This is a genomic window from Bacillota bacterium, from assembly GCA_030019365.1.
Taxonomy (GTDB): Bacteria; Bacillota; Sulfobacillia; order JACIYH01; family JACIYH01; genus JACIYH01.
Genome location: JASEFA010000006.1, coordinates 64,171 through 89,229, shown reverse-complemented (window position 1 = coordinate 89,229; position 25,059 = coordinate 64,171). Strand labels below are relative to the sequence as shown.

The 25,059-nt window shown below is 69.3% G+C and carries 20 protein-coding genes; 19 read left to right on the top strand and 1 reads right to left on the bottom strand.

Annotation, left to right across the window (positions count from 1 at the left end; all coding sequences use genetic code 11):
- Nucleotides 1-114: 114 nt before the first annotated feature.
- From QME70_09890 to QME70_09820, 15 genes are all read left to right on the top strand, one after another.
- Entirely contained in the window at nucleotides 115-1,944 is a 1,830-nt protein-coding gene (locus QME70_09890; protein MDI6894898.1) for an amidase domain-containing protein, read from the top strand.
- Between the two features lie 167 nt (nucleotides 1,945-2,111).
- A complete protein-coding gene (locus QME70_09885; GenBank protein ID MDI6894897.1) occupies nucleotides 2,112-2,798 on the top strand; it encodes a GntR family transcriptional regulator in 687 nt (228 codons plus the stop codon).
- 46 nt (nucleotides 2,799-2,844) lie between these two features.
- Complete coding sequence (locus tag QME70_09880; protein ID MDI6894896.1) at nucleotides 2,845-4,101, top strand: 3-isopropylmalate dehydratase large subunit; 1,257 nt, start codon at nucleotides 2,845-2,847, stop codon at nucleotides 4,099-4,101.
- Nucleotides 4,098-4,601 carry a 3-isopropylmalate dehydratase small subunit gene (locus QME70_09875; GenBank protein ID MDI6894895.1) on the top strand — a complete coding sequence of 168 codons (504 nt, stop codon included), beginning with the start codon at nucleotides 4,098-4,100 and terminating at the stop codon, nucleotides 4,599-4,601. Before QME70_09880 ends, QME70_09875 begins: the two co-directional genes overlap by 4 nt.
- Before the next feature lie 3 nt (nucleotides 4,602-4,604).
- Entirely contained in the window at nucleotides 4,605-5,846 is a 1,242-nt protein-coding gene (icd, locus tag QME70_09870) for an NADP-dependent isocitrate dehydrogenase (GenBank protein ID MDI6894894.1), read from the top strand.
- Between the two features lie 150 nt (nucleotides 5,847-5,996).
- A complete protein-coding gene (pyrR, locus tag QME70_09865) occupies nucleotides 5,997-6,539 on the top strand; it encodes a bifunctional pyr operon transcriptional regulator/uracil phosphoribosyltransferase PyrR (GenBank protein ID MDI6894893.1) in 543 nt (180 codons plus the stop codon).
- Between the two features lie 96 nt (nucleotides 6,540-6,635).
- The gene (locus QME70_09860; protein ID MDI6894892.1) at nucleotides 6,636-7,565 is read left to right on the top strand and encodes an aspartate carbamoyltransferase catalytic subunit; all 930 of its coding nucleotides are present in this window, start codon (nucleotides 6,636-6,638) and stop codon (nucleotides 7,563-7,565) included.
- Nucleotides 7,562-8,878 (top strand): dihydroorotase, encoded by a 1,317-nt coding sequence (locus QME70_09855; GenBank protein ID MDI6894891.1) that lies wholly within the window; start codon nucleotides 7,562-7,564, stop codon nucleotides 8,876-8,878. The genes QME70_09860 and QME70_09855 overlap by 4 nt, the downstream gene beginning before the upstream one ends.
- Nucleotides 8,879-9,076: 198 nt before the next feature.
- Complete coding sequence (locus tag QME70_09850) at nucleotides 9,077-10,369, top strand: carbamoyl phosphate synthase small subunit (GenBank protein MDI6894890.1); 1,293 nt, start codon at nucleotides 9,077-9,079, stop codon at nucleotides 10,367-10,369.
- Nucleotides 10,370-10,447: 78 nt separating this feature from the next.
- Nucleotides 10,448-13,675 carry a carbamoyl-phosphate synthase large subunit gene (gene carB / locus QME70_09845; GenBank protein ID MDI6894889.1) on the top strand — a complete coding sequence of 1,076 codons (3,228 nt, stop codon included), beginning with the start codon at nucleotides 10,448-10,450 and terminating at the stop codon, nucleotides 13,673-13,675.
- Between the two features lie 112 nt (nucleotides 13,676-13,787).
- On the top strand, nucleotides 13,788-14,627 hold the full coding sequence (locus QME70_09840) for a dihydroorotate dehydrogenase electron transfer subunit (protein ID MDI6894888.1): 840 nt from the start codon (nucleotides 13,788-13,790) through the stop codon (nucleotides 14,625-14,627).
- The gene (locus tag QME70_09835; GenBank protein ID MDI6894887.1) at nucleotides 14,620-15,615 is read left to right on the top strand and encodes a dihydroorotate dehydrogenase; all 996 of its coding nucleotides are present in this window, start codon (nucleotides 14,620-14,622) and stop codon (nucleotides 15,613-15,615) included. Before QME70_09840 ends, QME70_09835 begins: the two co-directional genes overlap by 8 nt.
- On the top strand, nucleotides 15,612-16,469 hold the full coding sequence (locus QME70_09830; protein MDI6894886.1) for an orotidine 5'-phosphate decarboxylase: 858 nt from the start codon (nucleotides 15,612-15,614) through the stop codon (nucleotides 16,467-16,469). The genes QME70_09835 and QME70_09830 overlap by 4 nt, the downstream gene beginning before the upstream one ends.
- Nucleotides 16,466-17,038: an orotate phosphoribosyltransferase gene (gene pyrE, locus QME70_09825; protein ID MDI6894885.1), complete on the top strand. Its 573-nt coding sequence runs from the start codon at nucleotides 16,466-16,468 to the stop codon at nucleotides 17,036-17,038. The genes QME70_09830 and pyrE overlap by 4 nt, the downstream gene beginning before the upstream one ends.
- 18 nt (nucleotides 17,039-17,056) lie before the next feature.
- The gene (locus tag QME70_09820; protein MDI6894884.1) at nucleotides 17,057-17,905 is read left to right on the top strand and encodes a lysophospholipase; all 849 of its coding nucleotides are present in this window, start codon (nucleotides 17,057-17,059) and stop codon (nucleotides 17,903-17,905) included.
- Between the two features lie 50 nt (nucleotides 17,906-17,955).
- Here the strand turns inward: QME70_09820 and QME70_09815 are convergent, their stop codons facing one another.
- Nucleotides 17,956-19,707, bottom strand: a complete 1,752-nt coding sequence (locus QME70_09815) for an NFACT family protein (protein ID MDI6894883.1) — start codon at nucleotides 19,705-19,707, stop codon at nucleotides 17,956-17,958.
- Nucleotides 19,708-19,977: 270 nt separating this feature from the next.
- Here QME70_09815 and QME70_09810 point away from each other — a divergent pair, with 270 nt between their 5' ends.
- The 4 genes from QME70_09810 to QME70_09795 all read left to right on the top strand — a co-directional run bounded on the left by QME70_09810 (nucleotide 19,978) and on the right by QME70_09795 (nucleotide 25,058).
- Nucleotides 19,978-21,969: a sigma 54-interacting transcriptional regulator gene (locus QME70_09810; GenBank protein MDI6894882.1), complete on the top strand. Its 1,992-nt coding sequence runs from the start codon at nucleotides 19,978-19,980 to the stop codon at nucleotides 21,967-21,969.
- A 66-nt stretch (nucleotides 21,970-22,035) separates the two neighbouring features.
- On the top strand, nucleotides 22,036-22,950 hold the full coding sequence (dapF, locus tag QME70_09805; protein MDI6894881.1) for a diaminopimelate epimerase: 915 nt from the start codon (nucleotides 22,036-22,038) through the stop codon (nucleotides 22,948-22,950).
- On the top strand, nucleotides 22,935-24,122 hold the full coding sequence (locus QME70_09800; protein ID MDI6894880.1) for an ABC transporter substrate-binding protein: 1,188 nt from the start codon (nucleotides 22,935-22,937) through the stop codon (nucleotides 24,120-24,122). Before dapF ends, QME70_09800 begins: the two co-directional genes overlap by 16 nt.
- 63 nt (nucleotides 24,123-24,185) lie before the next feature.
- On the top strand, nucleotides 24,186-25,058 hold the full coding sequence (locus tag QME70_09795; protein MDI6894879.1) for a branched-chain amino acid ABC transporter permease: 873 nt from the start codon (nucleotides 24,186-24,188) through the stop codon (nucleotides 25,056-25,058).
- Nucleotide 25,059 lies beyond the last annotated feature (1 nt).

Sequence of the window (25,059 nt, the reverse complement as noted above, 5' to 3'; positions counted from 1 at the left end):
TGGTGCGGTCGCGAGGCGGCGATCCTCGGCGCCGGTCGCTGGGCGTACGTGGAGATGGGTGCCTGCGCTGCTCATAATCTAGGGATGGGCCGGGCGGACGGGTGAAGGGCGGCGTTGGCCTGGTGGCAGGTGGTGGATGCGCGGGGCTTTGCCCTGGTGGGGAGCCTGGTCCCCGCGGGGGCGTTCCCGCTCATGCTCTTTCTGACGGCTTTGGGTTCCGCCCCGGCCGTAATCGCTCAGGTGTGTCTGACGACGGCCTGGCTCCTCGACCGGGGATACCGCACCTGCGCGGGAGGGCTGGCCGGCACGGTGGGGCTGGGGTGGCTGTTCGAGACGGTCCTGAAGGTGCTCGTGCACCGTCCCCGGCCCGAACTGCCCCACCTGGTCTCGGCGGGCGGGTACAGCTTTCCCAGCGGCCATTCCTTCGTGAGCTTCGTCCTGTACGGGTACCTGGTTTTGCTGGTGGGCCGGCTCGCGCCCCGATGGCGGTGGCTCCGGGTCCCCTTGCTGCTGGTTGCGGTGGGGATTGGGCTCAGCCGGGTGTACCTGGGAGTCCACTATCCCAGCGATGTGCTGGGGGGCTGGGCGCTGGGGGCGGCCTGGCTCGCCCTCACCTGGGGCTGGATCCTGCGCGCCCCCGGTCGCGGGCGCGCCGCAGTGCTGGAGCGCATGCGCGCGGACCGGGGCGATCACGGGGGTGCGGCGTCCGGCCCGGCGCCGGGGTCGATTTCGTCGTCCGCACGTCCAGCCCGTCGTTGGCCCGGCCCGGTCAGTCTGGGCTTGGGGTTGCTGGGGGTGGCCATGGCGGCCAGCCTGGGCATTCAGGCGGGGGGGCCGGCAGAGGCGGCCAGCTGCGAGGTGGTGGTGGTCCCCGGCCTGGCCGCACCGGCCGACCTGGTTCACACGGTTTGGGCCCTCTACCATGCCCGTGCCGCCGGGCTGTTGGTAGGAGATCCCACCCCCGTGGAAGCCTTCTACGATGAGGACCGCGAGGTGGGTCGCTGGTCGCGCGAGCACGACGGCACCCGCATCGCTCACCTCTCCGCCTGGGCAGCCGCCCGGCAGGTGGGCATCGAGAGAGTGCAGGTGCACGTGCGGGTGGCCCGGGCCGAGGTAGAGCAGGCCCGGGCCTGGCTGGAGATGGGTGTCACCGAGCGCATCACCTGCCGTCACAGTCGCAGCCCCGGCGCCAGCAGTTCCTTCGGAGTGGGAGCCTGGCACGTCATGCAGTTCGCCCGGCGTGACGGCAAGTGGCTGGTGGTCAGGGACTGGTTCTCCGATCCCCTGCACGAGTCCCCCGTGGTGGCCGAGGGAGGGGCACCCCGCGCCCCGCCCCCGGCCACCCCCCAGCCACAGGCTGGCGGGCAGCCGCAGCCTGGCGGGCAGATGCACGGTGGCGGCCGGCCTACGGACCAGGCGTCCGCGGGGGGAAAGTACCGCCGGGAGGCAGCCGTCCGTTATGCGGACCGGTACTGCGGCCCGGCCGCCGGGCCGGACTCGCATTACAACCGCAACTACCGGGACTACAGCTACCTGGGGGGCGATTGCGCCAGCTTCGTCTCCCAGATCCTGAGTGACCCCGATGCCGGTGGCCTTTCCACCGACCACACCTGGCGATACTCGGGCGGCAAGGGAACCCGCGCCTGGGTGCGGGCGGAAGACCTGGTGTATTACCTGCTCGACAGCGGCCGCGCCGCGCTGGTGGGCCGGGGCCGCTACCCGGAGGTGGGGATGGCGCCGGCGGGTGCCGTCTACCGCCTGCAGCCAGGGGATGTGATCGCCTACGAGCAGGGCGGGGAAATCCGCCATGTCTCGCTGGTGGTGGGCCACGACCCCGCTGGCTACCCCCTGGTAAACAGCCACACCGGGGACCGTTACCACGTCCCCTGGGACCTGGGCTGGGACGCCCGCACGGTGTTCTGGCTCCTCCACATCACCGAATGAGGCCCTCGGCGGTGGCCCCGGAGGGACCTTTGGTGAATATCGGGCCCGGAAGAAGGAATTCTCACCGGGGCAGCGAATGCTGCATACCGGATGCAGCACGTTTCATGCAGCATCTGCCGGACACCGTGACCATGACCAGGGTTATGACTCGTTGCGAGGTGGTCAGGATGGACGTGCCTGTTCTGCCCCGGGTGGAACTGAGCAGCCGGCGGGACGAGGTCTACCGCCTGCTGCGCAGGGCCATCGTGCGGGGCGAGATCTCGGTAGGGACCAGGCTGGTGGCCAGCCAGCTGGCCGACCAGCTGGGGGTGAGCCGTACCCCTCTGCGTGAGGCCCTGCAACTCCTGGAGCGGGAGGGGTTTGTGCGGCGGCTGGCCACCGGGGTGGTGGAGGTCGTGGGCCTGAGCCGGGACGAGATAGAGGAGGTGTTTGCCATCCGGGCGGCGCTGGAGGGGCTGGCGGCCAGGTACGCCGCCCTGCGGGCCGGCCCGGAGGAGGTGGACCGCATGGCGCGGACTCTGGCGGCCACCGAGCGGTCAGCACGCAAGAGCCGCTTTGAGGAGGTGGACGTGGAAGGCCTGGAATTCCACACCGCCATCCAGAGGGCCAGCGGGTTGAAGTTCGCCACCGGCCACCTGGAGACCATGCGCGACCACATCAACCGTTACCGCGCCCGCACCATTGCCACGCCCGGACGGGCGGTGGAGTTGGTGGGCGAGCACGCCGAGATCTTGAAGTGCATACGCCTCCGCGATCCCGATCAGGCGGAGGCAGCCATGCGCCGGCACATCTGGAACGCGTGGCTGGTGATGAAGCAGGCCGTCAGCAACCAGGGATCGGAAGCCCAGGAGTAGTCGTACTCACTCACCGTGTGCCCGTGGCTGGGGGGAGGTTGGCAGGTTGGGTCAGACGCTGGCGGAGAAGATCCTGTCGGAGAAGGTAGGGCGATCCCTGCGGGCGGGGGAATTCGGCGTGGTGCCCGTGGACGTGGTCCTCATGCACGATGGCACCGGCCCTCTGGCCGTGCGGCAGCTGGGGGCGATGGGTCTGGCCGGCCCGCGGCAACCCGACCGGACCCTGGTGTTCCTGGACCACGGGCTGCCCAGCCCGCGCAAGGAGCTGTCCAACGACCACGTCTTTTTGCGGGATTTTGCGCGGCGGGCGGGATGCGGGCTGTACGATTGCGGCTCCGGCATCTGCCACCAGGTGGTGGTGGAGGAGTGCGCAGGCCCCGGGCAGGTGGTGGTGGGGGCGGATTCCCATACCTGCACGGCCGGGGCCCTGGCCGTCTTTGCCACCGGCATGGGCTCCACCGACGTGGCCGTGGCCATGGGCCTGGGGGAAAGCTGGTTCCGTGTCCCCGAGAGCGTGCGGGTGGAGGTGAGAGGTGCATTTTCCCCCGGGGTTTATGCCAAAGACCTCATCCTCTGGCTCATCAGCCACCTGGGGGCCGATGGCGCCACCTATCAGGCCCTGGAGTTCGGGGGTCCCGCCATCGCGGCCCTGGATATGTCCGGACGGCTCACGCTGTGCAACATGGCGGTGGAGGCCGGTGCCAAGACGGGCCTGGTGGCCTCCGATGGCGTCACCCGGGAGTATCTGGCCGCCATGGGGCGGCAGGCGGCCTGGCGAGAACTGGAGCCGGATCCCGATGCGGTGTATGCCCGGCGCGTGGAGGTGGACGCCGCCCGGCTCGCGCCCGTGGTGGCGAAGCCCCACCGGGTAGACAATGTGGCCCCGGTGAGTGAGGTGGCCCGCACCCCCGTGCACCAGGTGTTCATCGGCTCGTGCACCAACGGGCGCCTGGAGGATCTGCGCGCGGCGGCTGCCATCCTGCGGGGGAGGAAGGTGGCCGCGGGGGTGCGCCTGCTGGTGATGCCCGCCTCCCGGCGGGTGTACACGGAGGCCATGCGCTTCGGGGTGCTGTCCGACCTGGTGGAGGCCGGGGCCGCCATATCTCCACCCGGCTGCGGGCCCTGCGCCGGCGTGCACCTGGGCATCCTGGGTGACGACGAGGTGTGCCTGTCCACCACCAATCGCAACTTCCAGGGCCGCATGGGCAACCCCAGGTCGTCCGTGTATCTCGGTTCTCCGGCTACCTGTGCCGCCACTGCCCTGCGCGGGGTTATCACCGACCCGAGGGAGGTGCTGGGATGATCGTGGAGGGCCGCGCCCATATGTTCGGTGACGACATCTCGACGGATCACATTGCACCGGGCAGGTACTATCACCTGCGTTCCCAGCTGGGCGAACTGGCCAAACACGTGCTGGAGGACGCCGATCCCGAGTTCGCCGCGCGGCTCCGGCCGGGCGACTTCGTGGTGGCGGGCCGCAACTTCGGGTTGGGATCCAGCCGCGAGCACGCCCCCACCATCATGAAGCTGGCCGGGGTGGGCGCGGTGCTGGCCCGCTCGATGGCCCGCATCTTCTTCCGGAACGCCATCAACGTGGGGCTCCCGGTGGTGATCTGCGACACCTCCCGCATCGCCCCGGGGGACCTGCTCCGTTTGGACCTCGAGCGCGGTGTGGTGACCGATGTGACGCAGGGGTTCGACCTGCGGGTGACCCCGCTTCCACCGGTGATGCTGGCCATTCTGCGCGACGGCGGGCTGGTGGAACACGTCAGGCGCCACGGCCGCCTCGTCCTGGAGGCATGAAGTATGCCACGCGGGGAGTTCTGCCGCTGGGAGAATGGCAGGCTGGTGGTGCCCGATCGCCCCGTGGTGGGCTTCATCGCCGGCGACGGCATCGGCCCGGAGATATGGGAGGCAACGCGTCCCGTGCTGGATGCAGCGGTCGCGCGTGCCTACGGGGGGACCAGGGGCATCCAGTGGTGGCCGCTTCAGGCCGGGGAATCCGCCTGGCGGGAGACGGGAGAGTACCTGCCGTCTGCCACGCTGGAGGCCTTCCGCCGGTGCCGGGTGGCCATCAAGGGCCCGCTCACCACGCCGGTGGGCGGTGGCTTCCGTAGCGTGAACGTGGCGTTACGGCAGGTCCTGGACCTCTACGCCTGCGTTCGCCCCGTGCGCTGGTTCCGGGGGCTGCCTTCGCCCCTGCGGCGGCCCGAACAGGTGGACCTGGTCATATTCCGGGAGAACACCGAGGACGTCTACGCGGGCATCGAGTGGCCGGCCGGCAGTCCCGAGGCGCGCCGCCTGCTGGAGTTCCTGGCCGACGGCCTGGGGGTGAAGATCGGGGAAGATTCTGGCGTGGGCATTAAACCCATCAGCCGCGAAGCCTCGCGGCGGCTGGTCAGGAAGGCGATCATGTACACCCTGGAGCGGGGACGCAGAAGCGTCACCCTGGTGCACAAGGGGAACATCATGAAGTACACCGAGGGGGCGTTCTGCCGGTGGGGGTACGAGCTGGCGGAAGAGGAGTTTTGCGGAGTGGTGGTGCGCGAGGACACGCCCGGTGAGACGGCGAGTGCGCGGCTGGTGATCAGGGATCGCATCGCCGACAACATGCTCCAGCAACTGATCACCCGGCCGGGGGAGTACGATGTGATTGCGGCCCCCAACCTGAACGGCGACTACCTTTCGGATGCGGCCGCAGCCCTGGTGGGCGGCCTGGGGGTGGCGCCGGGCGCCAACATGTCGGACGAGGTGGCTGTGTTCGAACCCACCCACGGCTCCGTACCCAGGTACGCAGGGCAGGGCAGGGCCAATCCCACTTCCCTCATCCTGTCCGGGGCCATGATGCTCGAGCACCTGGGCTGGGGTGAAGCGGCACGGCTGGTTTACGCGGGAGTGGAGGAGGTGATCGCTGGCGGTACCCTGACTCCTGACCTGGCGCGCACGGCGGAGAGCCCTCGAGCGGTGAGCACGGCGGAATTCGGAGCGGCGGTGGCAGAGTGGATCGGCATGCCGGAGGAGGCCCGAGGGCGCCATCGACGTGCTTGACAGGGGTGGGGGGCGGTGGTAGAGTACAGGGGACAACCTGCCTTTAAGCTGGTCCCGTGAGACTGGCAAGGAGCATCCTGGCATGAACAACTTCTTGCTGGTCGGCAAGAAGTTTTTTGTGCCCCGGGGTGCGGAAGGAGGGGGAGGGAGTTGGTCACCGAGAAGGCGCGCATCATGGACGAAGAGGCCATGCGCCGGGCCATCACCCGCATCGCCCACGAGATCCTGGAGAAGAACAAGGGGATCGAGGGGCTGGTGCTGGTGGGCATCCGGCGGCGCGGGGTGCCCCTGGCGGAGCGGCTGGCGGCGCAGATCGAGGCCATCGAGGGAGGGCGGGTTCCGGTGGGGAGCCTGGACATCACCCTGTATCGCGACGACCTGACCCTGCGTTCCGATCACCCCGTGGTGCACCGCACGGAGGTGCCCTTCGGGATCCAGGGGAGGAAAGTGGTGCTGGTGGACGACGTCCTCTATACCGGGCGGACGGTGCGGGCGGCCCTGGACGCCATCATGGACCTGGGGCGTCCCGCCCTCATCCAGCTGGCGGTCCTCATCGACCGGGGGCACAGGGAGCTGCCCATCCGGGCAGACTACGTGGGGAAGAACGTCCCCACCTCACGACGGGAGATCATCCACGTGAAACTGGGGGAGACGGACGACGAAGACGCGGTAATAATCGAAGAGGTGAGCTGAGGCCCTTTAAGACGGCACCGCGAGGCCGGCAAGGGCAGAGGGAAACCCCCTGGCCGGCCGGCCGGGGGGTTTTGAGCTGGAAAGGGGGATTTTGGGGTGAAGCTGAAGAGCCGGGACATCCTCGCCCTCGAAGAGATGCCCCGCGAGGACGTGGAGCTGATCCTGGACACGGCCGGCTCCATGAAGGAGATCATCTACCGCCCCATCAAGAAGGTTCCCACCCTGCGGGGCAAGACGGTGGTGACCCTGTTCTACGAGGCGAGCACGCGCACCCGCACTTCCTTCGAGCTGGCGGCCAAGTACATGTCGGCGGACACGGTGTCCATCGCCACCGCCACCTCCAGCGTGCAGAAGGGGGAGACGCTCAAGGACACCGCCCGCACCCTGCGGGTGATGGGGTCCGACTGCGTCATCATGCGTCACCCGGTGTCGGGGTCGTGCCACTTTCTGGCCCGGGTGCTGGATGTCCCCGTCATCAACGGGGGAGACGGCATGCACGAGCACCCCACCCAGGGGTTGCTGGATATGTTCACCATGAGGGAGAGAAAGGGTCGCCTGGAAGGCTTGCGCGTGGCCATCATCGGTGACGTCTATCACTCGCGGGTGGCCCGCTCCAACATCTGGGGCCTGAAGAAGATGGGCGCCTCCGTGGTGGTGTGCGGGCCGGCCACCCTGCTGCCGCCCGAGATAGAGAAGATGGGGGCGGAGGCCACCAGCCGGGTGGAAGAGGCGGTAAAGGACGCCGACGTGGTGATGGTGCTGCGGCTGCAGTTGGAGCGCCAGCAGCGGGGCCTCTTCCCCAGCGCCCGCGAGTATTCCCGCCTGTGGGGGATTACCCGGGAGCGGCTGGACCTGGCGAAGCCCGACGCCCTCCTCATGCACCCGGGACCCATGAACCGGGGCATCGAGATCTCGTCCGAGGTGGCCGATTCGCCCCAGTCCACCATCGAGGACCAGGTCACCAACGGCGTGGCCGTGCGTATGGCCATCCTGTACCTCTTGCTGGGAGGGGGAGAGGAGAAATGAAGCTGCGCGGTGAGCCCGAACCCCTGCTCATCCGGGGCGGGCGGGTGATCGACCCCGCCCAGGGGATCGACGCGGAGATGGACGTACTCCTGGGCGACGGGGTGGTCAGGCAACTGGGCCACGACCTGGAGGCCGACGGTGCGCGGGTGTTCGAGGCCCGCGGGCTCTGGGTGGTGCCCGGTCTCATCGACATGCATGTCCACCTCCGCGAGCCGGGCGAGGAGTGGAAGGAGGACATCGCCTCCGGCACGCGGGCGGCCGCGGCGGGGGGATTCACCACCGTGGTGGCCATGGCCAACACCCGCCCTCCGGTGGACGATGCCTCTATGGTGAATTCGATTCTGGCGCGGGCGGCGGAAAAAGCCGTGGTGCACGTGCTCCCGGTGGGGGCGGTCACCCGCGGCCTGGAGGGGAAGGAACTGGCGGAGATGGGCGACATGGCGGAGGCGGGCGCGGTGGCCTTCTCCGACGATGGTCACCCCATCGCGGACGCCGAGGTCATGCGCTGCGCCCTGGAGTACGGGCACACCTTCGCTAAGCCCATCATCGACCACTGCCAGGAGCCGTCGCTCACCCGGGACGCGGTCATGCACCTGGGCTACTGGTCCACCGTGCTGGGGCTGCGCGGGATGCCGGCGGTGGCGGAAGAGATCATGGTGGCCCGCGACATCATGCTCGCCCGCCTAACCGGGGGGAAGGTCCACATCGCCCACGCCAGTACCCGGGGCACGGTAGACCTCCTGCGCGTGGCCCGGACCGAGGGGCTGCCGGTAACCGCCGAGGCTACCCCCACCCACCTCTGCCTCACCGACCGGCTGGTGCACGACACCGCCTACGACACCAGCACCAAGGTCAACCCCCCCCTGCGCGCGGCCGAGGACGTAGAGGCCCTACGGCGGGCCCTGGCCGAGGGGGTCATAGAGGCCATCGCCACCGACCATGCCCCCCACCACCGGGACGACAAGGAGGTGGAGTACAACTACGCCGCCTTCGGCATCTCCGGCCTGGAGACGGCGCTGCCCCTCCTCCTCACCGAGCTGGTGCATACGGGGATCATCCCGGCGGCCACCCTGGTGGAGCGGCTGACGGCGGGTCCTGCCCGCATCCTGGGCCTGGAGGCGGGCAGCCTGCGGGTGGGCGGCTGCGCCGACGTCACCGTGATCGACCCCGGGCTGGAGAAGAGCGTGGACCCGGACCGGTTCTACTCGAAGGGTAAGAACACCCCCCTGGCGGGCAGGAAGCTGCGGGGCTGGCCCGTCCTCACCGTGGTGGCCGGCCAGGTGGTCATGCGCGAGGGTGGGGTGCTGGCCTGATCTCAAGCCCAGGGCGCACGCGCCGCCCGGCCTCGCCGCCGGGCGCGACCGGTACCGCCCGGGTGGCAACGAGGCCAGGGCGGTGCCGCCGCGACCGGCAGGTCCCAGCGGCCGGGGGCTGCGACGGGTTGCCAGGCCGCCCGTTGTGGAATATAATGAGCAGCAGTGTATAAGTATGCATACGTGGGGGGACGGGCAATGACAGGCACGACGATCCCGGAGGTGCACGGTGGTCCTGCCGCAGTTGAGGCCACAGGCGGCGGCCGGTTGACGGGAGCGCTCGTCCTGGAGGATGGCACCGTGTACGCGGGGGAGGTTATCGGTGGCCGTGGCACCTCGGGCGGCGAAGTGGTGTTCAACACCGGCATGACCGGATACGGGGAGATCCTCACCGATCCCTCGTACTGCGGCCAGATCGTCACCCTCACCTACCCCCTGGTGGGCAACTACGGTGTGTCCGGTGGCGACCTGCAGTCCGCCCGCCCCCTGGTGAGCGGGCTGGTGGTGCACCAGGCCTGCTTCTCCCCCAGTCACCGCGAGGCGTGCTGGAGCCTGGATGATTTCCTGCGCTCCCACGGGGTGGTGGGGCTGCAGGGCGTCGACACCCGGGCGCTGGTACGTCATCTGCGCCGCCACGGTACCATGCGGGGCGTGATCACCTCCCACGCCGTTCTCCCCAGTGCGGATGGTCCCGCCGGGGCCGGTCCTCTGACGGGCGGTGGGGCGGGTGGTGGCACCGGGGGCGGTCCTCTGACGGGCGGTGGGGCTGTTGATGACGCCGGCCCCGGCTTGCAGTTGAGAGAACTGCTGGAGAGGGCGCGGGCCGTCTCCCTGCGGGGAGTCGTCTACCGCGCCACCTGCTCCCGGCCCTACCACCTCTCCGGCCGGGGGCCCCGGGTGGTGGTGGTCGACCTGGGGGTCAAGGCGGGAATCCTGCAGGCCCTGGCCAGGCGGGGCTGCAGCATCACGGTGGTACCGGCTACCTCCACGGCGGCGGACATTATGGGCTACGGGCCGCGAGGGGTGCTCTTCTCCAACGGCCCCGGTGACCCGGAGGATGCCCGGGAGGCCATCGCCGCCGCCGGGGACCTCCTGGGAAGAGTGCCGCTCTTCGGCATATGCCTGGGACACCAGGTCATGGCGCTGGCCACCGGGGCCCGTACCTTCCGCCTCAAGTACGGCCACCGGGGAGCCAACCACCCCGTGGACGATCTCTCCCTGGGGCGGGTGTTCATCACCTCCCAGAACCACGGCTATGCCGTGGCCGAGGAGGGACTGCCCGCGGGGGTGACGGTGACGGCGCGCAACCTCAACGACGGTACCGTGGAGGGCCTGGAATTCGCCGGCCGGGATGCCTTCAGCGTGCAGTACCATCCCGAGGCCGGACCCGGTCCCCGCGATACCGGCTATCTCTTCGACCGCTTCCTGGCCCTGGCAACGGGCGGCAAGTGGCGGGGCGGGGAGCACGCGGAGGAGCGCAGGGCCGGATAACTGTGCGCCTTTAGGAGCGGAAGGATAGGCCGGGCTGCCGGCGGGAGCGGATGGGGGCGAGAGGATGGGGGCGGGAGGGTGAGGGGAAAGCCGGCCAGGGTGCTGGTGATCGGGTCGGGACCCATCGTCATCGGGCAGGCGGCCGAGTTCGACTACGCGGGCAGCCAGGCCTGCCAGGCTCTGCGCGAGGAAGGGGTGGAGGTCATCCTCTGCAACCCCAACCCCGCCACCATAATGACCGACAGCCACATGGCCGACCGCGTGTACCTGGAGCCGCTCACCGTGGACACCGCCGCAGCCATCCTGGCGCGGGAGCGGCCGGACGGCATCCTGGCCACCCTGGGCGGGCAGGTGGGTCTCAACCTGGCGGTGGAACTGCACCGGGCAGGGTTGCTCGCCCGCTTCGGAGTGGGGTTGCTGGGGACGCCGCTGGAGGCCATCGAGGGGGCGGAAGACCGGGAGAAGTTCCGCGCGGCCATGGGGGCGCTGGGGGAACCGGTCCCCCCGAGCGGCACCGCCTCTTCCGTGCCGGCGGCGCTGGAGTTGGCCGCGCGCATCGGCTACCCCGTGGTGGTACGCCCTGCCTTCACCCTGGGAGGCACGGGCGGGGGCGTGGTCCGCGGGCCGCGGGAACTGGGGCAGGTGGCGGCGCGGGGCCTGCGCTTTTCACCCATCAGCCAGGTGCTGGTGGAGAGGAGCCTCCTGGGGTGGAAGGAAATCGAGTACGAGGTGATGCGGGACGGCCGCGACAACTGCATCACCGTGTGTAGCATGGAGAACTTCGATCCCATGGGGGTGCACACGGGCGACTCCATCGTGGTGGCCCCCACCCAGACCCTCTCCGACCGGGAGTACCAGCTACTGCGCTCCGCCGCCCTGCGCATCATCCGGCACCTGGGGATCAGGGGGGGCTGCAACATCCAGTTCGCCCTCGACCCCTCGAGCGGCGACTACTTCGTCATCGAGGTCAACCCGCGGGTGAGCCGGTCCTCGGCCCTGGCCTCGAAGGCCACCGGCTACCCCATCGCCCGGGTGGCGGCCAAGCTGGCCCTGGGGCTGGGCCTGGACGAGATCGTCAATCCCGTGACCGGCTATACGCGCGCCTGCTTCGAGCCCGCCCTGGACTACGTGGTGGTGAAGATACCGCGCTGGCCCTTCGACAAATTCCCGTCCGCCGACCGTCAACTGGCCACCCAGATGAAATCCACGGGCGAGGTGATGGCCATCGGGCGCACCTTCCCCGAGGCGCTGGGCAAGGCGGTGCGCGCCCTGGAAGGCGCAGGCGGGTGCGGTGACCACGCCCGGCCCGACGCCGACGATGGGCTGCTGGAGTCCCTGGGGCGGGCCGACGACGCCCGGCTGTTCTTGCTCCTGGAGGCGTTGCGGCGCGGCCACCCGGTGAGCGATCTCGGGGAGCGCACGGGCATCGATCCCTGGTTCCTGCACGGCCTGGCCGCGGTGGTCTCGGCTGCCGAGGGGGTCAGGCGGATGGGGGCGGCGGGCCTGCGGGCCCTGGACGGACAGGGGTGGAGGCGGTTGAAGGCGGCCGGCCTGTCCGACGCCGACCTGGCGGGCCTGGCGGGTGTGGAGGGGGAAGAGGTGCGCCAGTGGCGTTGCGCGGCCGGCGCCCGTCCCGCCTTCAAGATGGTGGACACTTGCGCCGGGGAGTTCGAGGCGGCCACGCCCTACTATTACTCCACCTACACGGGACCGGGCGGTGCGGTCGAGGACGAAGCCGAACCCCTTCCCGGCCTGCGGGTACTGGTGCTGGGGTCGGGACCCATCCGCATCGGGCAGGGTATCGAGTTCGACTACTGCACCGTTCACGCCGTGCGGGCCCTGCAGGAGATGGGCTACCGGGCCGTGGTGGTAAACAGCAACCCCGAGACCGTTTCCACCGATTACTCCATGGCCGACCGCCTGTATTTCGAGCCCCTCGCCCTGGAGGATGTGCTGGCCGTTTGCGAGAGTGAGCGCCCGGAAGGCGTGCTGGTCCAGTTCGGCGGGCAGACGGCTATCAACCTGGCGGCTCCCCTGGCGCGCGCGGGGGTGCCCATCCCCGGCACGTCCCCGGACGCCATGGCCCTGGCCGAGGACCGGCGGCGCTTCGACTCCCTGGTGGGGGAACTGGGTATCCCCCGGCCTCCCGGCGGAACCGCCCTTTCCCGGGAGGAGGCCCTGGCCATCGCCCAGCGGGTGGGGTACCCGGTCCTGGTGCGGCCCTCCTGGGTGCTGGGCGGGCGGGCCATGGAGATCGTGTACGGGGAGGAGGACCTGGCGCGCTACATAGAGCACGCCACTGCCCTTTCCCCGGCATCCCCCGTGCTGGTGGACCACTATCTGCTGGGGCGGGAGGTGGAGGTGGACGCCGTTTCCGACGGCGCGGAGGTACTGGTGGCCGGGGTGATGGAGCACCTGGAGCGGGCGGGCATCCATTCCGGTGATTCCACCGCCATCTATCCCCCCCAGTCCCTGTCACCGGAGCAGGTGGCGGTGGTGGTGGGTTACACCACCCGTCTGGCGCTGGCCCTGGGGGTGGTGGGGCTCCTCAACGTCCAGTACGTGGTCCACGAGGGCCGGGTGTGGGTGCTGGAGGCCAATCCCCGGGCCAGCCGTACCGTCCCCTTCCTCACCAAGGCGACCGGAGTGCCCCTGGTAAGGGTGGCCACCGGGACCATGCTGGGCCGGAGCCTGCGCGAGCAGGGATACTGTGGCGGCCTCCACCCGGCCCCCCCAGGGGTGGCGGTGAAGGCCCCGGTGTTTTCCTGGTCCAAGCTCCTGGGGGTGGACACCACCCTGGGGCCGGAGATGAAATCCACCGGCGAGGTGATGGCCTTTGGCGCCGACCTGCCCTCGGCCCTGGTGAAAGCATACCGCGCCGCCGGGGTGGCCCTGCCCGAAGGTGCCGGGGTACTGGTAAGCCTGGCCGATGAAGACAAGGAGTCCGCCCTGGACGCCGTGCGCCGCCTTTACCAGCTGGGGTGCTGTCTCCACGCCACCCGCGGCACTGCCGACTTCCTGGCCGCCCGGGGCATCCCGGCATCGTCGTGGAACAAGCTCAGCGAGGGCAGGCCCCACGTCCTGGATCTGCTAACCGGGGGAGGCGTCCACCTGGTCATCAACACCCCTTCGTCCGGCCGGCGGGCCGAACGCGACGGGTTTGCCATCCGCCGGGCCGCCGCCGAGGCGGGCATCCCCTGCCTGACCTGCCCGGATACGGTGCAGGCCCTGGTGGAAGCCTGGGCCTCCCGCCCCGGGCCGGCGGAGCCCGTCTGCCTCCAGGATCGCGGGGGGAGGGGGCGGTAGCCTCGCCCAACTCTGGCTGAGCAAGGATATTCCCTGGAAGTGAAGAATACTGTTGCCTGGACCATGGGAGGACCGGTGCTCACGCCCGGGCGCCGGGCGGGGGAGTGAGGAATTGAAGGAGTGGGTTGAGGAAGACGGGCGGGTGCTCACCTGCGCAGAGGTGGCACCCGGCCACGGGTGCATCGAGGTACTGGCTCCCGGCCTGGCCGCCCGCGCTCTTCCCGGGCAGTTTGCCATGGCACGGAGCGGCACTCGCTTCCTGGCCCGGCCCCTCAGCTTCTTCGACATCGACCCCGGGCGCGGGGTGGTGGCGTTTCTGGTGCGGGCGGCGGGCGAAGGGACGCGGGCCCTGCTGTGCCTCCGGCCCGGTGACGGGTTGGGCCTGGCCGGGCCCTTCGGGAACGGATTCCCCCTCGTGAGCGGGGGCACCCTGCTCCTGGTGGCGGGAGGCGTGGGGGTGGCCCCCTTCCCCCCGGTGGTGCGGAGGGCCACGGCCGCCGGGACGGGGGTGCGGGTGGTGCTGGGTGCCCGTACCGCTGCCCTGCTCCTGGCAACGGCCCAACTGCGGGACGCGGGTGCCGAGGTGGTTACCTGTACGGAAGACGGTTCCGGGGGCGTGCGGGGTACGGTGAGCGACGCCCTGCCCGGCGTGCTCCGTGACCTCCTGGCGGGCGCCCCCGGTGGGTGCGCCTTTGCCTGCGGCCCGCCCGCGATGCTGGTGGCTGTGGCCCGCCTTTGTGAGGAGGCCGGGGTTCCCCTGTACGTATCCCTGGAGGCCCGTATGGGCTGCGGTTTCGGCGTGTGCCGGGGATGTGCGGTGCCGGCGGCAGCCGGGGGGTACCTGCACGTTTGCCAGGACGGCCCGGTCTTCCCCGCCCGGGCCGCGGACCTGGGGGGTGTGGCCCGCCTGTGGGAGCATGCCGGGGACGGTGACGGCGGTGGCTGTGCATGAAGGACAGGGGACGGGTGTCGGCGGTGGCGGGCCGGATCTCAGCGTCAATCTGGCCGGTATCCGTCTGGCCAACCCGGTACTGGTGGCCTCGGGCACTTTCGGGTACGGGCGGGAGATGGCGCGGTGGTTTGACCTGCGCCTGCTGGGTGGCATCATAACCAAGGGAACCACCCTGGCGGCCCGGCCGGGGAATCCGCCGCCCCGCATTGCCGAGACCCCCGCCGGCCTGCTCAACTCCATCGGGCTGGAGAATCCCGGGGTCGATGCCGTGATCGGGGAGGAGATCCCCTTCCTGCGCCAGTTCGGCGTGCCCGTCATCGTCAACATCGCCGGGGAAACGGTGGAGGAATATGCTACCGTGGCGGCCAAACTGGAGGGAGTGGAGGGCGTCAGCGGCCTGGAGGTCAACGTGTCCTGTCCCAACGTGCGGGCCGGGGGTATGGTCTTCGGCACCGATCCCGCCGCCACCGCGGCGGTGGTGAAAGCGGTGCGGGCGGCGACCTCCCTTCCCCTGCTCGTTAAGCTGACCCCCAACGTCACGGACATCGTTGAAGTGGCGCGCGCGGCCCAAGAGGCGGGGGCCGATGCCCTGACCCTCGTCAATACCCTGAAGGGGATGGCCATCGACGTACAGTTGCGCCGTCCCCTCTTGGGTGCGGTCACCGGCGGGCTCTCCGGGCCCGCCATCAAGCCGGTGGCCCTGCGTATGGTCTGGGAGGTGGCCGGCGCGGTGAATCTCCCCATCGTGGGTTGCGGCGGTATCATGAGCGGGCGGGATGCCGTGGAATTCCTGCTCGCCGGTGCCAGCGCGGTGGCGGTGGGCAGTGCCACCCTGGTGAATCCCCTGGCGGCCCCCCGCGTGGTGAGGGAAATGGCTGCCTGGCTGGCGGAGGAGGGGTTCGCCGGCGTGTCGGAAGTGGTGGGGATGGCTCGCGGGCCGGGGGCACTGCGCCCCGGCGACGCACCCGGGGGAGGTGGGCCGGCGTGACCGTTTCGCCTGCTCGCCCGTGGCGCCCGGGGTCTCCGGAGGAGCGGCTGGTGGTGGCCCTGGACGTGGCTGACCTGAGGGCGGCGCGCTCCCTGGTCACCGCCCTGCGACCCCTGGTGACCTGGTTCAAGGTGGGACTGCAACTGTATTCGGTGGCGGGGCCCGCCACGGTGGAACTGGTGAAGGAGCAAGGGGGGCGGGTATTCGTCGACCTGAAGCTCCACGACATCCCACACACGGTAGCACGCGCCGCCGCTGCCCTAACCCGGCTGGGAGCTGACATGATCAGCCTGCACGCTGCGGGCGGGCAGCGCATGATGGCGGAGGCGGTGGCAGCGGTCCGGGACACGGGAGCGGCTGCGGCCCGTGACACGGCGGCGGGGGCATTCCGCGAGGCGGCGGGGGCATTTCGCGAGGCGGCAGCGGCGGGCCGGGGCGGACCCTTCCTGGTGGGTGTCACCGTGCTCACCAGCCTGGGGGAGGAGGATCTCTGCGCCCTGGGGGTCGCCCGCAGCCTGACCGGCCAGGTGTTGGCACTGGCGCGCCTGGCGCTAAAGGCAGGGCTGGATGGTTGGGTTGCTTCCCCGCGTGAGGCGGCGCTCCTGAGGAGGGAGCTGGGCTCCGACCCCCTCATCGTCACCCCTGGCATCCGCCCGGTAGCGGCAGTGGCGGGCCGCCGGGGGACTGACGACCAGGTGCGGGTGGCCACGGCCGCACAGGCACTGGGCGAGGGGGCGGACTGGCTGGTGGTGGGTCGTCCCATCACCTGCGCGCCCGATCCCGTGCAGGCGGCCCGGGTCCTGGTGGAGGAGTTACGGCAGGCTGTCCGTGGTGAGGAGGAGGCGTCGCTGTGACGGAAGAGGAGATCGTGCGGTTGCTGCGAGAGACGGGCGTCATCATGGAGGGGCACTTCCGCCTAACCTCGGGCAGACACAGCCCCACCTTCCTGCAGTGTGCGCAGGTGCTCCAGTATCCCCATCATGCCGAGTTCCTGTGCCGAGGACTGGCGGCACCTTTCGCGGGGAGCGGCGTGCAGGCGGTGATCGGTCCGGCGGTGGGCGGCATTATCCTGGCTTACGAGACCGCGCGCGCCCTGGGGGTGCGGGCCATCTTTGCGGAAAGGGAACAAGGACAGATGCGCCTCCGGCGCGGGTTTACCATTTCCCCGGGGGAGCGTTTGCTGGTGGTGGAGGACGCTGTGACCACGGGTGGGTCGGTGAATGAGGTGCTGGAGCTTCTGGCCCAGGCCAGAGCCCGAGCCGTGGGCGTGGGTGTGCTGGTGGATCGCAGTGGAGGCAAGGTGGGGTTCGGAATACCCCAGGTAGCCCTGGTCACCCTGGACGTGCCCTCGTATTCGCCCGCCGAGTGCCCCCTGTGCCGGGCCGGTGTCCCCCTGACCTACCCCAAGGGAGCAGCGCTGTAGCGAGAGGGGTGATCGGGGGTGGAACACCGAACCGGAGCCCTGCCGGGCGCCCGCGGCGCGGAGCTGTTCTGGCAGTGCTGGCGCCCCCCCGGGCCGCGGGGGGTCTTCCTGGTGGTACACGGCCTGGGGGAACACAGCGGTCGCTACCAGAACGTGGTTGATGCTCTCGAGGGCCTGCCCCTTTCCATCTGGGCCCACGACCTGCGGGGCTTTGGCCGCTCCACGGGACAGCGCGGGCATGTGGACTCGTTCTGGGACTACATGGAGGATCTGGACAGCTTCCTGGAACTGGTTCGGACTGAGGAGGGGGAGCTCCCCGCTTTCCTCCTCGGGCACAGCTTCGGAGGGCTGGTGGCCCTCCACTATGCCCTCTGCCGGCCGGGGCGGCTGGCGGGGCTCGTGCTCTCCAGCCCCTGCGTTGGTCTGGCCCTGGAGATCCCCCGCTGGAAGCGCAACGCCGGTATGCTGCTGGCGCGATTCCTGCCCAGGTTCTCCATGCCCAACGGCATAGACCCGACCCTCCTTTCCCGCGACGCCGAGGTGGTGCAGAGGTACCGGCGCGATCCCCTGGTGACCGACCGGGTGAGCGCGCGCCTTTTCGCGGAGATGCTATCCGGTATGGCCCGGGTGGCCCGCCGGGCGGTGCAGCTTGACGCCCCCTGCCTGCTCCTTCTCGCCGGGGAGGACGGCCTGGTGTCTGTTCCCGTGGCCGAAAACGTTTTCGTGCGCCTGGGGACCCACGACAAGGAGATGCACGTCTACCCCGGCTACTTCCACGAGCTTTTCAACGAAGAGGCCAAGGAGGAGCCCCTGGGCCGGCTGCGGCAGTGGCTGGAGCAGCGCCTCGACCGGGCCCGGTCCCGGTAGCAGACCGGCACGCCTCAACGCGAGTTGGCAGGCCGCTGAGCGTTATCGGGTCAGCCCCCGGGCTGGTCCGGCTCCGGCCGGGGTGGCGGCGCCGGTTCGACCAGCAGCGTGTGCTCCTCCCGGTAGAGCACCTGCCCTGGCCCTCCTCCGGGTCGGCGGCGGACGTGTTTGCGCAGCGTCCAGTCGACATCGGCCTTTGCGGACCGGCGGGCGTCGCTGAAGTGGGCGGCCACCGCCGCGGCCCGGGCGATGGCCTCCGGGCTGGCCGCCCGGCCGGGGGCAGAGCGCAGGATGACGTGGCTTCCCGGAATGCCCCGGGCGTGCAACCAGATGTCATCCGGGCGGGCCAGTACGAAGGTGACGAAGTCGTTGGCTTCGGCTCCCCTTCCGACCGTCACCTCTTCTCCCCCGGGGAGCCAGAAACGCAGCACCCGTCGTCCTGCGGTGCGGCCCTGCTCCCGCCGGCGGGCGGTGGGCACCGCCCCGTACCGGCGGCCGATAGAGATTTCCCGCGGCCTCTTCGCGCCGGCGCGGCCGGTCCCGGGGCCGGCGGGAATCCCGGCGGCCTCCATCTCGCGCTCCAGGACCTCCAGGGTGTCGCGGTCGGCGGCCCGGCCCAGTCCTTCCTCTAGCTGCTCCAGGTAGACCAGGCGGGTGGTTTCCTCGTCCAGCCGATGCTTGAGGGGTTCCAGGGACCGGCGGGCCTTGGTGTACCTGCGGAAGTACTCCTGAGCGTTCTCCCGGGCGGAACGGGCCGGATCGAGGGGGATTTCCACCGGGTGCGGCTCTTCCCGGTAGTAGTCGATCACCTCAACCCGGTCGCGGCCGGCGGGCAGGCGAGACGCCTGGGCGAGAAGGAGTTCTCCCCAGGTGCGGTAGCGCAGCCCCTGGTGAGCCCGGTCAAGGTCCGCACGCAGGGATTGCACCAGTCGCTCCTGACGATCCCGCTGGCGGCCCAGGGCCCGGCGCAGGCGGGCATGCCACGCCCTGAACTCCTCCCTGGCCACCACCTCTTCGTGGTACTCGTCCAGCAACTGGCTCATGCCCGGGTACTGGCGGCCAACGGGCCCGTGGGCCAGCGGCATCAGGCACCAGTATTCCCGGGGTTGCCCCCTCTCGTCGGTGATCACCATCGGCCGGGGATTGCTCCTGGCCTCCTCCCACAGTTCATCGGCCACCCGCATCATGCTGCCCATCTCGCCGCCCTCGGGCAGCATCCCGGCGGGTCCGCCCGGCGCGGGCGCGCCCGCCCGGGCAGCCATTTCGCGGGCGAAAAAGGGACCCCACGCTCCCGCCGGGGGAGGAGGGGGCGACTCGTAGGGTACGCCGGGTAGCAGGAGCCGTCTGCCCTGCCCTCCCGGACGGGGACCCTCCTCGCGCCACGCACCCAGGATGCGGCCGTCGCCGTCCAGGAGGATGAGGTTGGACCCCGGCCCCATGATCTCCACCACGAGGCGAGGGCTGGTGCCCAGGGGGGTGCGGAAGGTCAGGATGAGGACCCGATCGCGGTCTTCCTGCCGGGCTGCCACCAGGTGAGCACCCTCCAGGTGCTTGCGCAGGAGGGGCGCGAGGGGAGGGGGAGCAAGCGGGGGGTGCTCACGGAAGCTCAGGTGGATACGCGCGAAGCGAGGGTGCATGGATATCAGCAGCTGGGTACGGATTCCCGGCCGAAAGAGCACCAGCAGCACTTCCGACGGCTGTCCCTGCCCGCCTCCGGAGGCATAAACCCGGTCCACCCGGGCGGGAATTATCTCTTCGATTTCACGTGTTACCGCGGCCATCACCAGAGCATCGAAGGGCACGTCCATCCCCCCTGGAACTTAGCTTCGGCAACTTCGGGGCTTTCCCTCGGTGTGCACGTCTGATTCCGCGCGGGCCACCTGTGTTAGGAACGATTCCTGACGGGTACCATCGGGGGGCGGTGCATCCTCCCGCCCTGCGGTGTACGCTGCCGCCCTGCGGTGCATCGCGGATGCCGGGATCCTCCCCTGCGCCTTTATAAGAGGAATTCGGTCCTTTGCGTCGAAAGCAGGTGAAACCCGGAGAAGGCATGGACAGGGGGGTTGGCCCGGTTGCGCTCGTGGGAGTGGATGCAGCAGGCACTGGACCTGGTGGGGCGGGGCGTCATCGCCATCGATGCCCTGGGCACCATTCAGGTGTACAACCGCAGGGCCATGGCCCTGTTCGGTATCGACCCGCGAGCGGGACCGGGGCATCCCCCGGGCAGGCTACAGGCCGGAGACGTGGTGTTGCTGGCGGACAATCTGCTGGGAGGCGACGATGGCGGCCTTACCGCGGCACACCTGGCGGCGATAGGCGTTGACCCCGCGCAGGTGGTTCCAGGGGGGACCACCGTTGTCATCGGCAGGTATCCTTCCCCGCCCGGGTCGGCCTGCTTCCGCAGCGGTCCGGCGCATGTGGATCTCACCGTGGCCAGCTTTGCAGGCACCGTGTGGGTGCGGGTATCCGCCCATGCCCGGGACCGGGTTCTCCAGGTCCGCGTAGGTGACGCCACGTATTCTTTCTCTTACGACCGCTGTGCCGGGCATCTCGTGCTCCTTGACGGGCAGGACTACCGGGTGAAGTTCTACCAGGCCCGGGGCTACACGGCTCGCGGGGAAAGCGCCCGCGAGATCCTGGAGGGGAAGGAGTACGCGGCCAAAGGGCAGGGGGCCCCGCTCCCGCGCTTGCACGGGATTCCCATCACCCAGATTCACCCCGACTCCGCCGAGATTGCCGATCTGCTGCGAGTCGCCCGGGGGGAACAGACAGGCCAGGGCGATGTGGTCAGGACTCTGAACGGTATCCCCGTCAGGATGCGGGTGGTGCCGGTTACGCGCCGGGGGGCCGTAACGGGCGCGGTGCTGACGGTCGAAGACCTGGAGGAGCTGGAAACCGCACGCCGGGACGACGAGCGGGCGCTGAAGTCCCTGCGGTCCCTGGTGACGGGCGAGGCCGCACCTTCCGGTGCCCAGCTCGGGCTGGTCCGGCTGGCCGGCATCAGCAGGGAGATCGAGGAGGTTCGCACCCTGGCGGAGAGAGCGGCCGAAACCGACCTCAGCGTACTCCTCCTGGGAGAAACGGGGACCGGGAAAGGCCTGCTGGCGCGGGTCATCCACGAAGCGAGCCGCAGGCGGGATAAGCCCTTCGTGCACGTGAACTGCGCCGCCATCCCGGCCACTCTGCTGGAATCGGAGCTGTTCGGGTACGAGGAGGGCAGCTTCACGGGGGCCCGCCGGGGTGGCATGAAGGGGAAGTTCGAGCAGGCCCAGGGAGGGACCATTTTCCTGGACGAGATCGCCGATCTGGACGCGTCGCTGCAGGCCAAAGTCCTCCATGCCACAGACGAAGGGGAGGTATGCCGGCTGGGGGGATCTGCTCCGGTGCGGCTGGACGTGCGCCTCATAGCAGCCACCAACCGTGACCTGGAATCCCTGGTTGCGGCCGGTGGCTTCCGGCAGGATCTCTACTGGCGGCTCAACGTGGTGTGCATCAGGCTGCCCCCGCTGCGCGAGCGCCGGTGCGACATCCCGGTGCTGGTCGATCAGTTGCTACCGGAGATCGCCCGCAGGGCCGGCTGCCCCTCGCTCAGCATCAGTGAGGCGGCGGGCGAAGTTCTGATGCACTATTCCTGGCCGGGCAACGTGCGGGAGCTGCGCAATGTGCTGGAAGCGGCCGCCCTGCTGGCGGATGACGGTGTGATCGGTCCCGGTCACCTGCCCGCACGCCTGCGCAGGGGCCGGGATGCCGAGGCCGAACCGGTGAGGGTGATGCAGGTGGCGCCGCTGCGGGAAGTGGTGGCGCGGGCAGAGCGGCAGCTGATCGCCATGGCCCTGCACTCTGCCCGGGGCGATCGCAGGCGGGCGATGGCCATGCTGGGCATCAGCCGCAGCTCTTTCTACCAGAAAGCCAGGGCCTGCGGCCTGTCCACCATGGTGGACGCCTCGCCGCCGCCCGGTCCGGAAACCTGGACGGAGGTGCAGGACGCTGCCCGCCCGCAAGGGGGTTCGGCCCGTGGTTTCGGGGTGAGCGCGGCGGAGAGCAGTGGCACATTCCTTGCTTAACACCCCGGGCAGCACCGGCACCGCCCCGCAGGCGAGGGCGGGCCGGGCCGGGGGGCCGGAGGCCGGGTGGTAGAGGAAGAATTGAGGGGAATAGCTGCACCCGTCGCTTTCTGGAAGATGGCCGGGTGCGGCAATGACTTCGTGGTCATCGACAACCGCGAGGAACGGATACCGGAGAGGGCCAAGGGAGCTTTTGCGCGCAAGGTGTGTACGCCCCACCTCTCCCTGGGGGCGGACGGAGTGATGCTTATCGAGAGCTCGTGCACCTGTCACCTGCGTATGCGCCTCTTCAACCCGGACGGGTCGGAAGGGGAGATGTGCGGAAACGGGGCCCGCTGCACGGCCCTGGTTGCCTGGCGGCGGGGCCTGGCGCCGCCCCGCATGACCATGGAGACGCAGGCCGGTGCGGTGGAAGCGGTGGTGCAACCCGGCTCAGTGGCCATCCACATGCAGGCGGGGCCTGCGGAAGCCATCCCCCTGAGCGAGGCACTCCGCATGGAGGAGGTCTTTTCTCTTCGGGAGGCGGTGCGCGCGTTCTTCGTGCCGGCAGGAGTGCCCCACCTGGTGATACCACTGGCGGACCCGGGTCTGGTTGATCGCCTGGATGTCGATGACGTCGGAAGGAAGATCAGGTTTGGGGGGCGGTTCCCGCGAGGCGCGAACGTGGACATCGTCGCCCGGGAAGAAGGCGGGGTTAAGGTGCGGACCTACGAAAGGGGGGTCGAACGGGAGACCTATGCCTGCGGTACCGGGGCGATATCGGCGGCACTGGTGGCCGAAATGCTGGGCTGGGTCACTTCCCCGGTGACCGTGCGGACAAGAGGGGGCAGGCTGGTCGTAAGCAGGGAAGCCGGAAGCGAGACGGGCGTGTGGCTCAAGGGTCCTGTCGTCACCATCGCGTGCGGGTATCTTTTCGGTCCGGCCTGGCAGCCGGACCCTTCCCAATCAGACGGAGGTGAATGGTCGTGGTGCGCAAGCTGATGGCGCTCGCGGTGGCCGGGGCACTCGTGCTGGGTGCCCTGGCGGGATGTGCGGGGAGCAAGCCCGAGGCCAAACCGGAGGCCAAGCCGGCAGAAGAGCAGGTCATCAAGATCGGTCACGAGGTGGCCCTGACCGGCGACTCCTCCATGTGGGGCCAGTCGGAGAAGAACGCCCTGGAGATGGTGATCGAGAAGATCAACAAAGAGGGGGGAGTGCTGGGGAAGCAGATCAGGCTGGTGTCGTACGACAACCGGGCCGACGCCACCGAGGGTGTCAACGTGGCCCGGCGCCTCATCCACCAGGACAAGGTGGTGGCCATCATCGGACCGGCCCAGAGCGGCGTGGCCATCGCCACATCGTCGGTGACGGAGCCCGACAAGGTCCCCTTCGTCGCGACCACCGCCACCAACCCCAAGGTCACCGTGGATAACAATGTGCTCAAGAAGTACGCTTTCCGGGCGTGCTTCATCGACCCCTTCCAGGGCACCGTGGCTGCCCAGTTCGCCTACACCGACCTGGGGGCTCGCAAGGCGGCCATTCTCTACGACGTGGGTTCGGATTACTCGTCCTGGCTGGGCAAGTACTTCTCCGAGGCGTTCACCAAGCTGGGCGGGGAGATCGTGGGCAACGAAGCCTTCCGCTCGGGCGAGCTGGACTTCCGGGCCATGCTGGGCAAGATCAAGCCCAAAAACCCCGATGTGCTCTTCATCCCCACCATGCAGAAGGAAGCGGCTCTGGCCATGAAGCAGGCCCGCGACCTGAAGATGAAGGCGACTTTCATGGGAGGTGACGGCTGGGCCAGCCCCGACCTCATCACCCTGGGCGGCAGCGCGGTGGAGGGCTCGTACTTCGTGAACATCGCCAGCCTGGAGGACCCCGAGATCCAGGACTTCATCGCCGAGTACCGCCAGCGCTACCAGGCGGATCCCGTCATGCCCAACCCCATCATGGCGGTGGATGCCCTCTATGCCATCGTGGACGCCATCAAGCGGACGCAGAGCACCGATCCCACCAAGATCGCGGAAGCCCTGGCCCAGACCAAGGACCTCAAGGTACTGAGCGGCCTGCTCACCATCGACCCCGACACTCACGATCCCGTGAATAAGCCCGCCGTGATCCAGGGGGTCAAGGAGGGCAAGTTCGTATTCGTGAAGAAATACGTGACCAGGTAGCGTAACATCGCATGCCCCGGGGGACCCTTGTGGGTCCCTCGGGGTTCTGGGAGAGAAACGAACTTGCTCTTGCAAACTCTGGTAACGGGCCTGGCCATCGGCGGGATATACGCCCTCATGGCGGTCGGATATTCTCTGGTGTTCAGCGTGCTCAACTTCAGCAACTTTGCCCACGGGACGGTGATCATGCTCGCGTCCTACATGGGGTATTACATCCTCGCCTCCTTCCATCAGCCCCTGGCGGTTGCCATCTTGGGGGCTGTGGTGGGAGCGGCCGGGCTGGCGGTGTTGAACGAGAGCATCGCCTATTCCTCCCTGCGGGCACGGCGGGCTCCCAGCCTGTATTTCATGATCAGCGCCATGGGCACGTCCATCTTCCTGGAGAACATGGTGTACGTGACCATCGGGTCCCACTTCTACGCTTACCCCGAGATATTCCACCGCCAGACCATCACTTTGCTGGCCAGCTCTGTGGGCATTCTCGATCTCTTCGCGCTGGGCTTCTCTGCTGCGGCTATCACCGTCCTCCACTACTTTCTCACGCGCAGCAAGCTGGGCACCGCCATCCGGGCAGCGAGCTACGACATGACGGTGGCCAGCATCAACGGCGTGAACATCAACCGGCTCGTGAAGCTGGTCTTCGTGCTGGCGGGGTCCCTGGCGGGGCTTTCCGGTATCTTCATGGGTCTCAAGTACATCGTGTACCCCACCATGGGCTGGATCACCAACAAGGCGTACATCGCCGCCGTAATCGGTGGCCTGGGCAGCCTGCCCGGTGCGGTGATCGGCGGGCTCATCCTGGGCCTCACCGAGACGCTGGTATCCGTGTACGTTTCCTCGATCATCCGCGACGTATTCAGCTTTTCGCTGCTGGTGGTGCTGCTGCTGGTACTGCCCACGGGGTTGCTGGGCAAGTCGCTGGAGGAGAAGGTGTAGG

Bases quoted from the DNA above. Each gene is read 5' to 3' on its own strand.
- QME70_09885 (MDI6894897.1), top strand. From the start codon at position 2,112: ATGGACGTGCCTGTTCTGCCCCGGGTGGAACTGAGCAGCCGGCGGGAC.
- QME70_09875 (MDI6894895.1), top strand. From the start codon at position 4,098: ATGATCGTGGAGGGCCGCGCCCATATGTTCGGTGACGACATCTCGACG.
- icd (MDI6894894.1), top strand. From the start codon at position 4,605: ATGCCACGCGGGGAGTTCTGCCGCTGGGAGAATGGCAGGCTGGTGGTG.
- QME70_09855 (MDI6894891.1), top strand. From the start codon at position 7,562: ATGAAGCTGCGCGGTGAGCCCGAACCCCTGCTCATCCGGGGCGGGCGG.
- QME70_09850 (MDI6894890.1), top strand. From the start codon at position 9,077: ATGACAGGCACGACGATCCCGGAGGTGCACGGTGGTCCTGCCGCAGTT.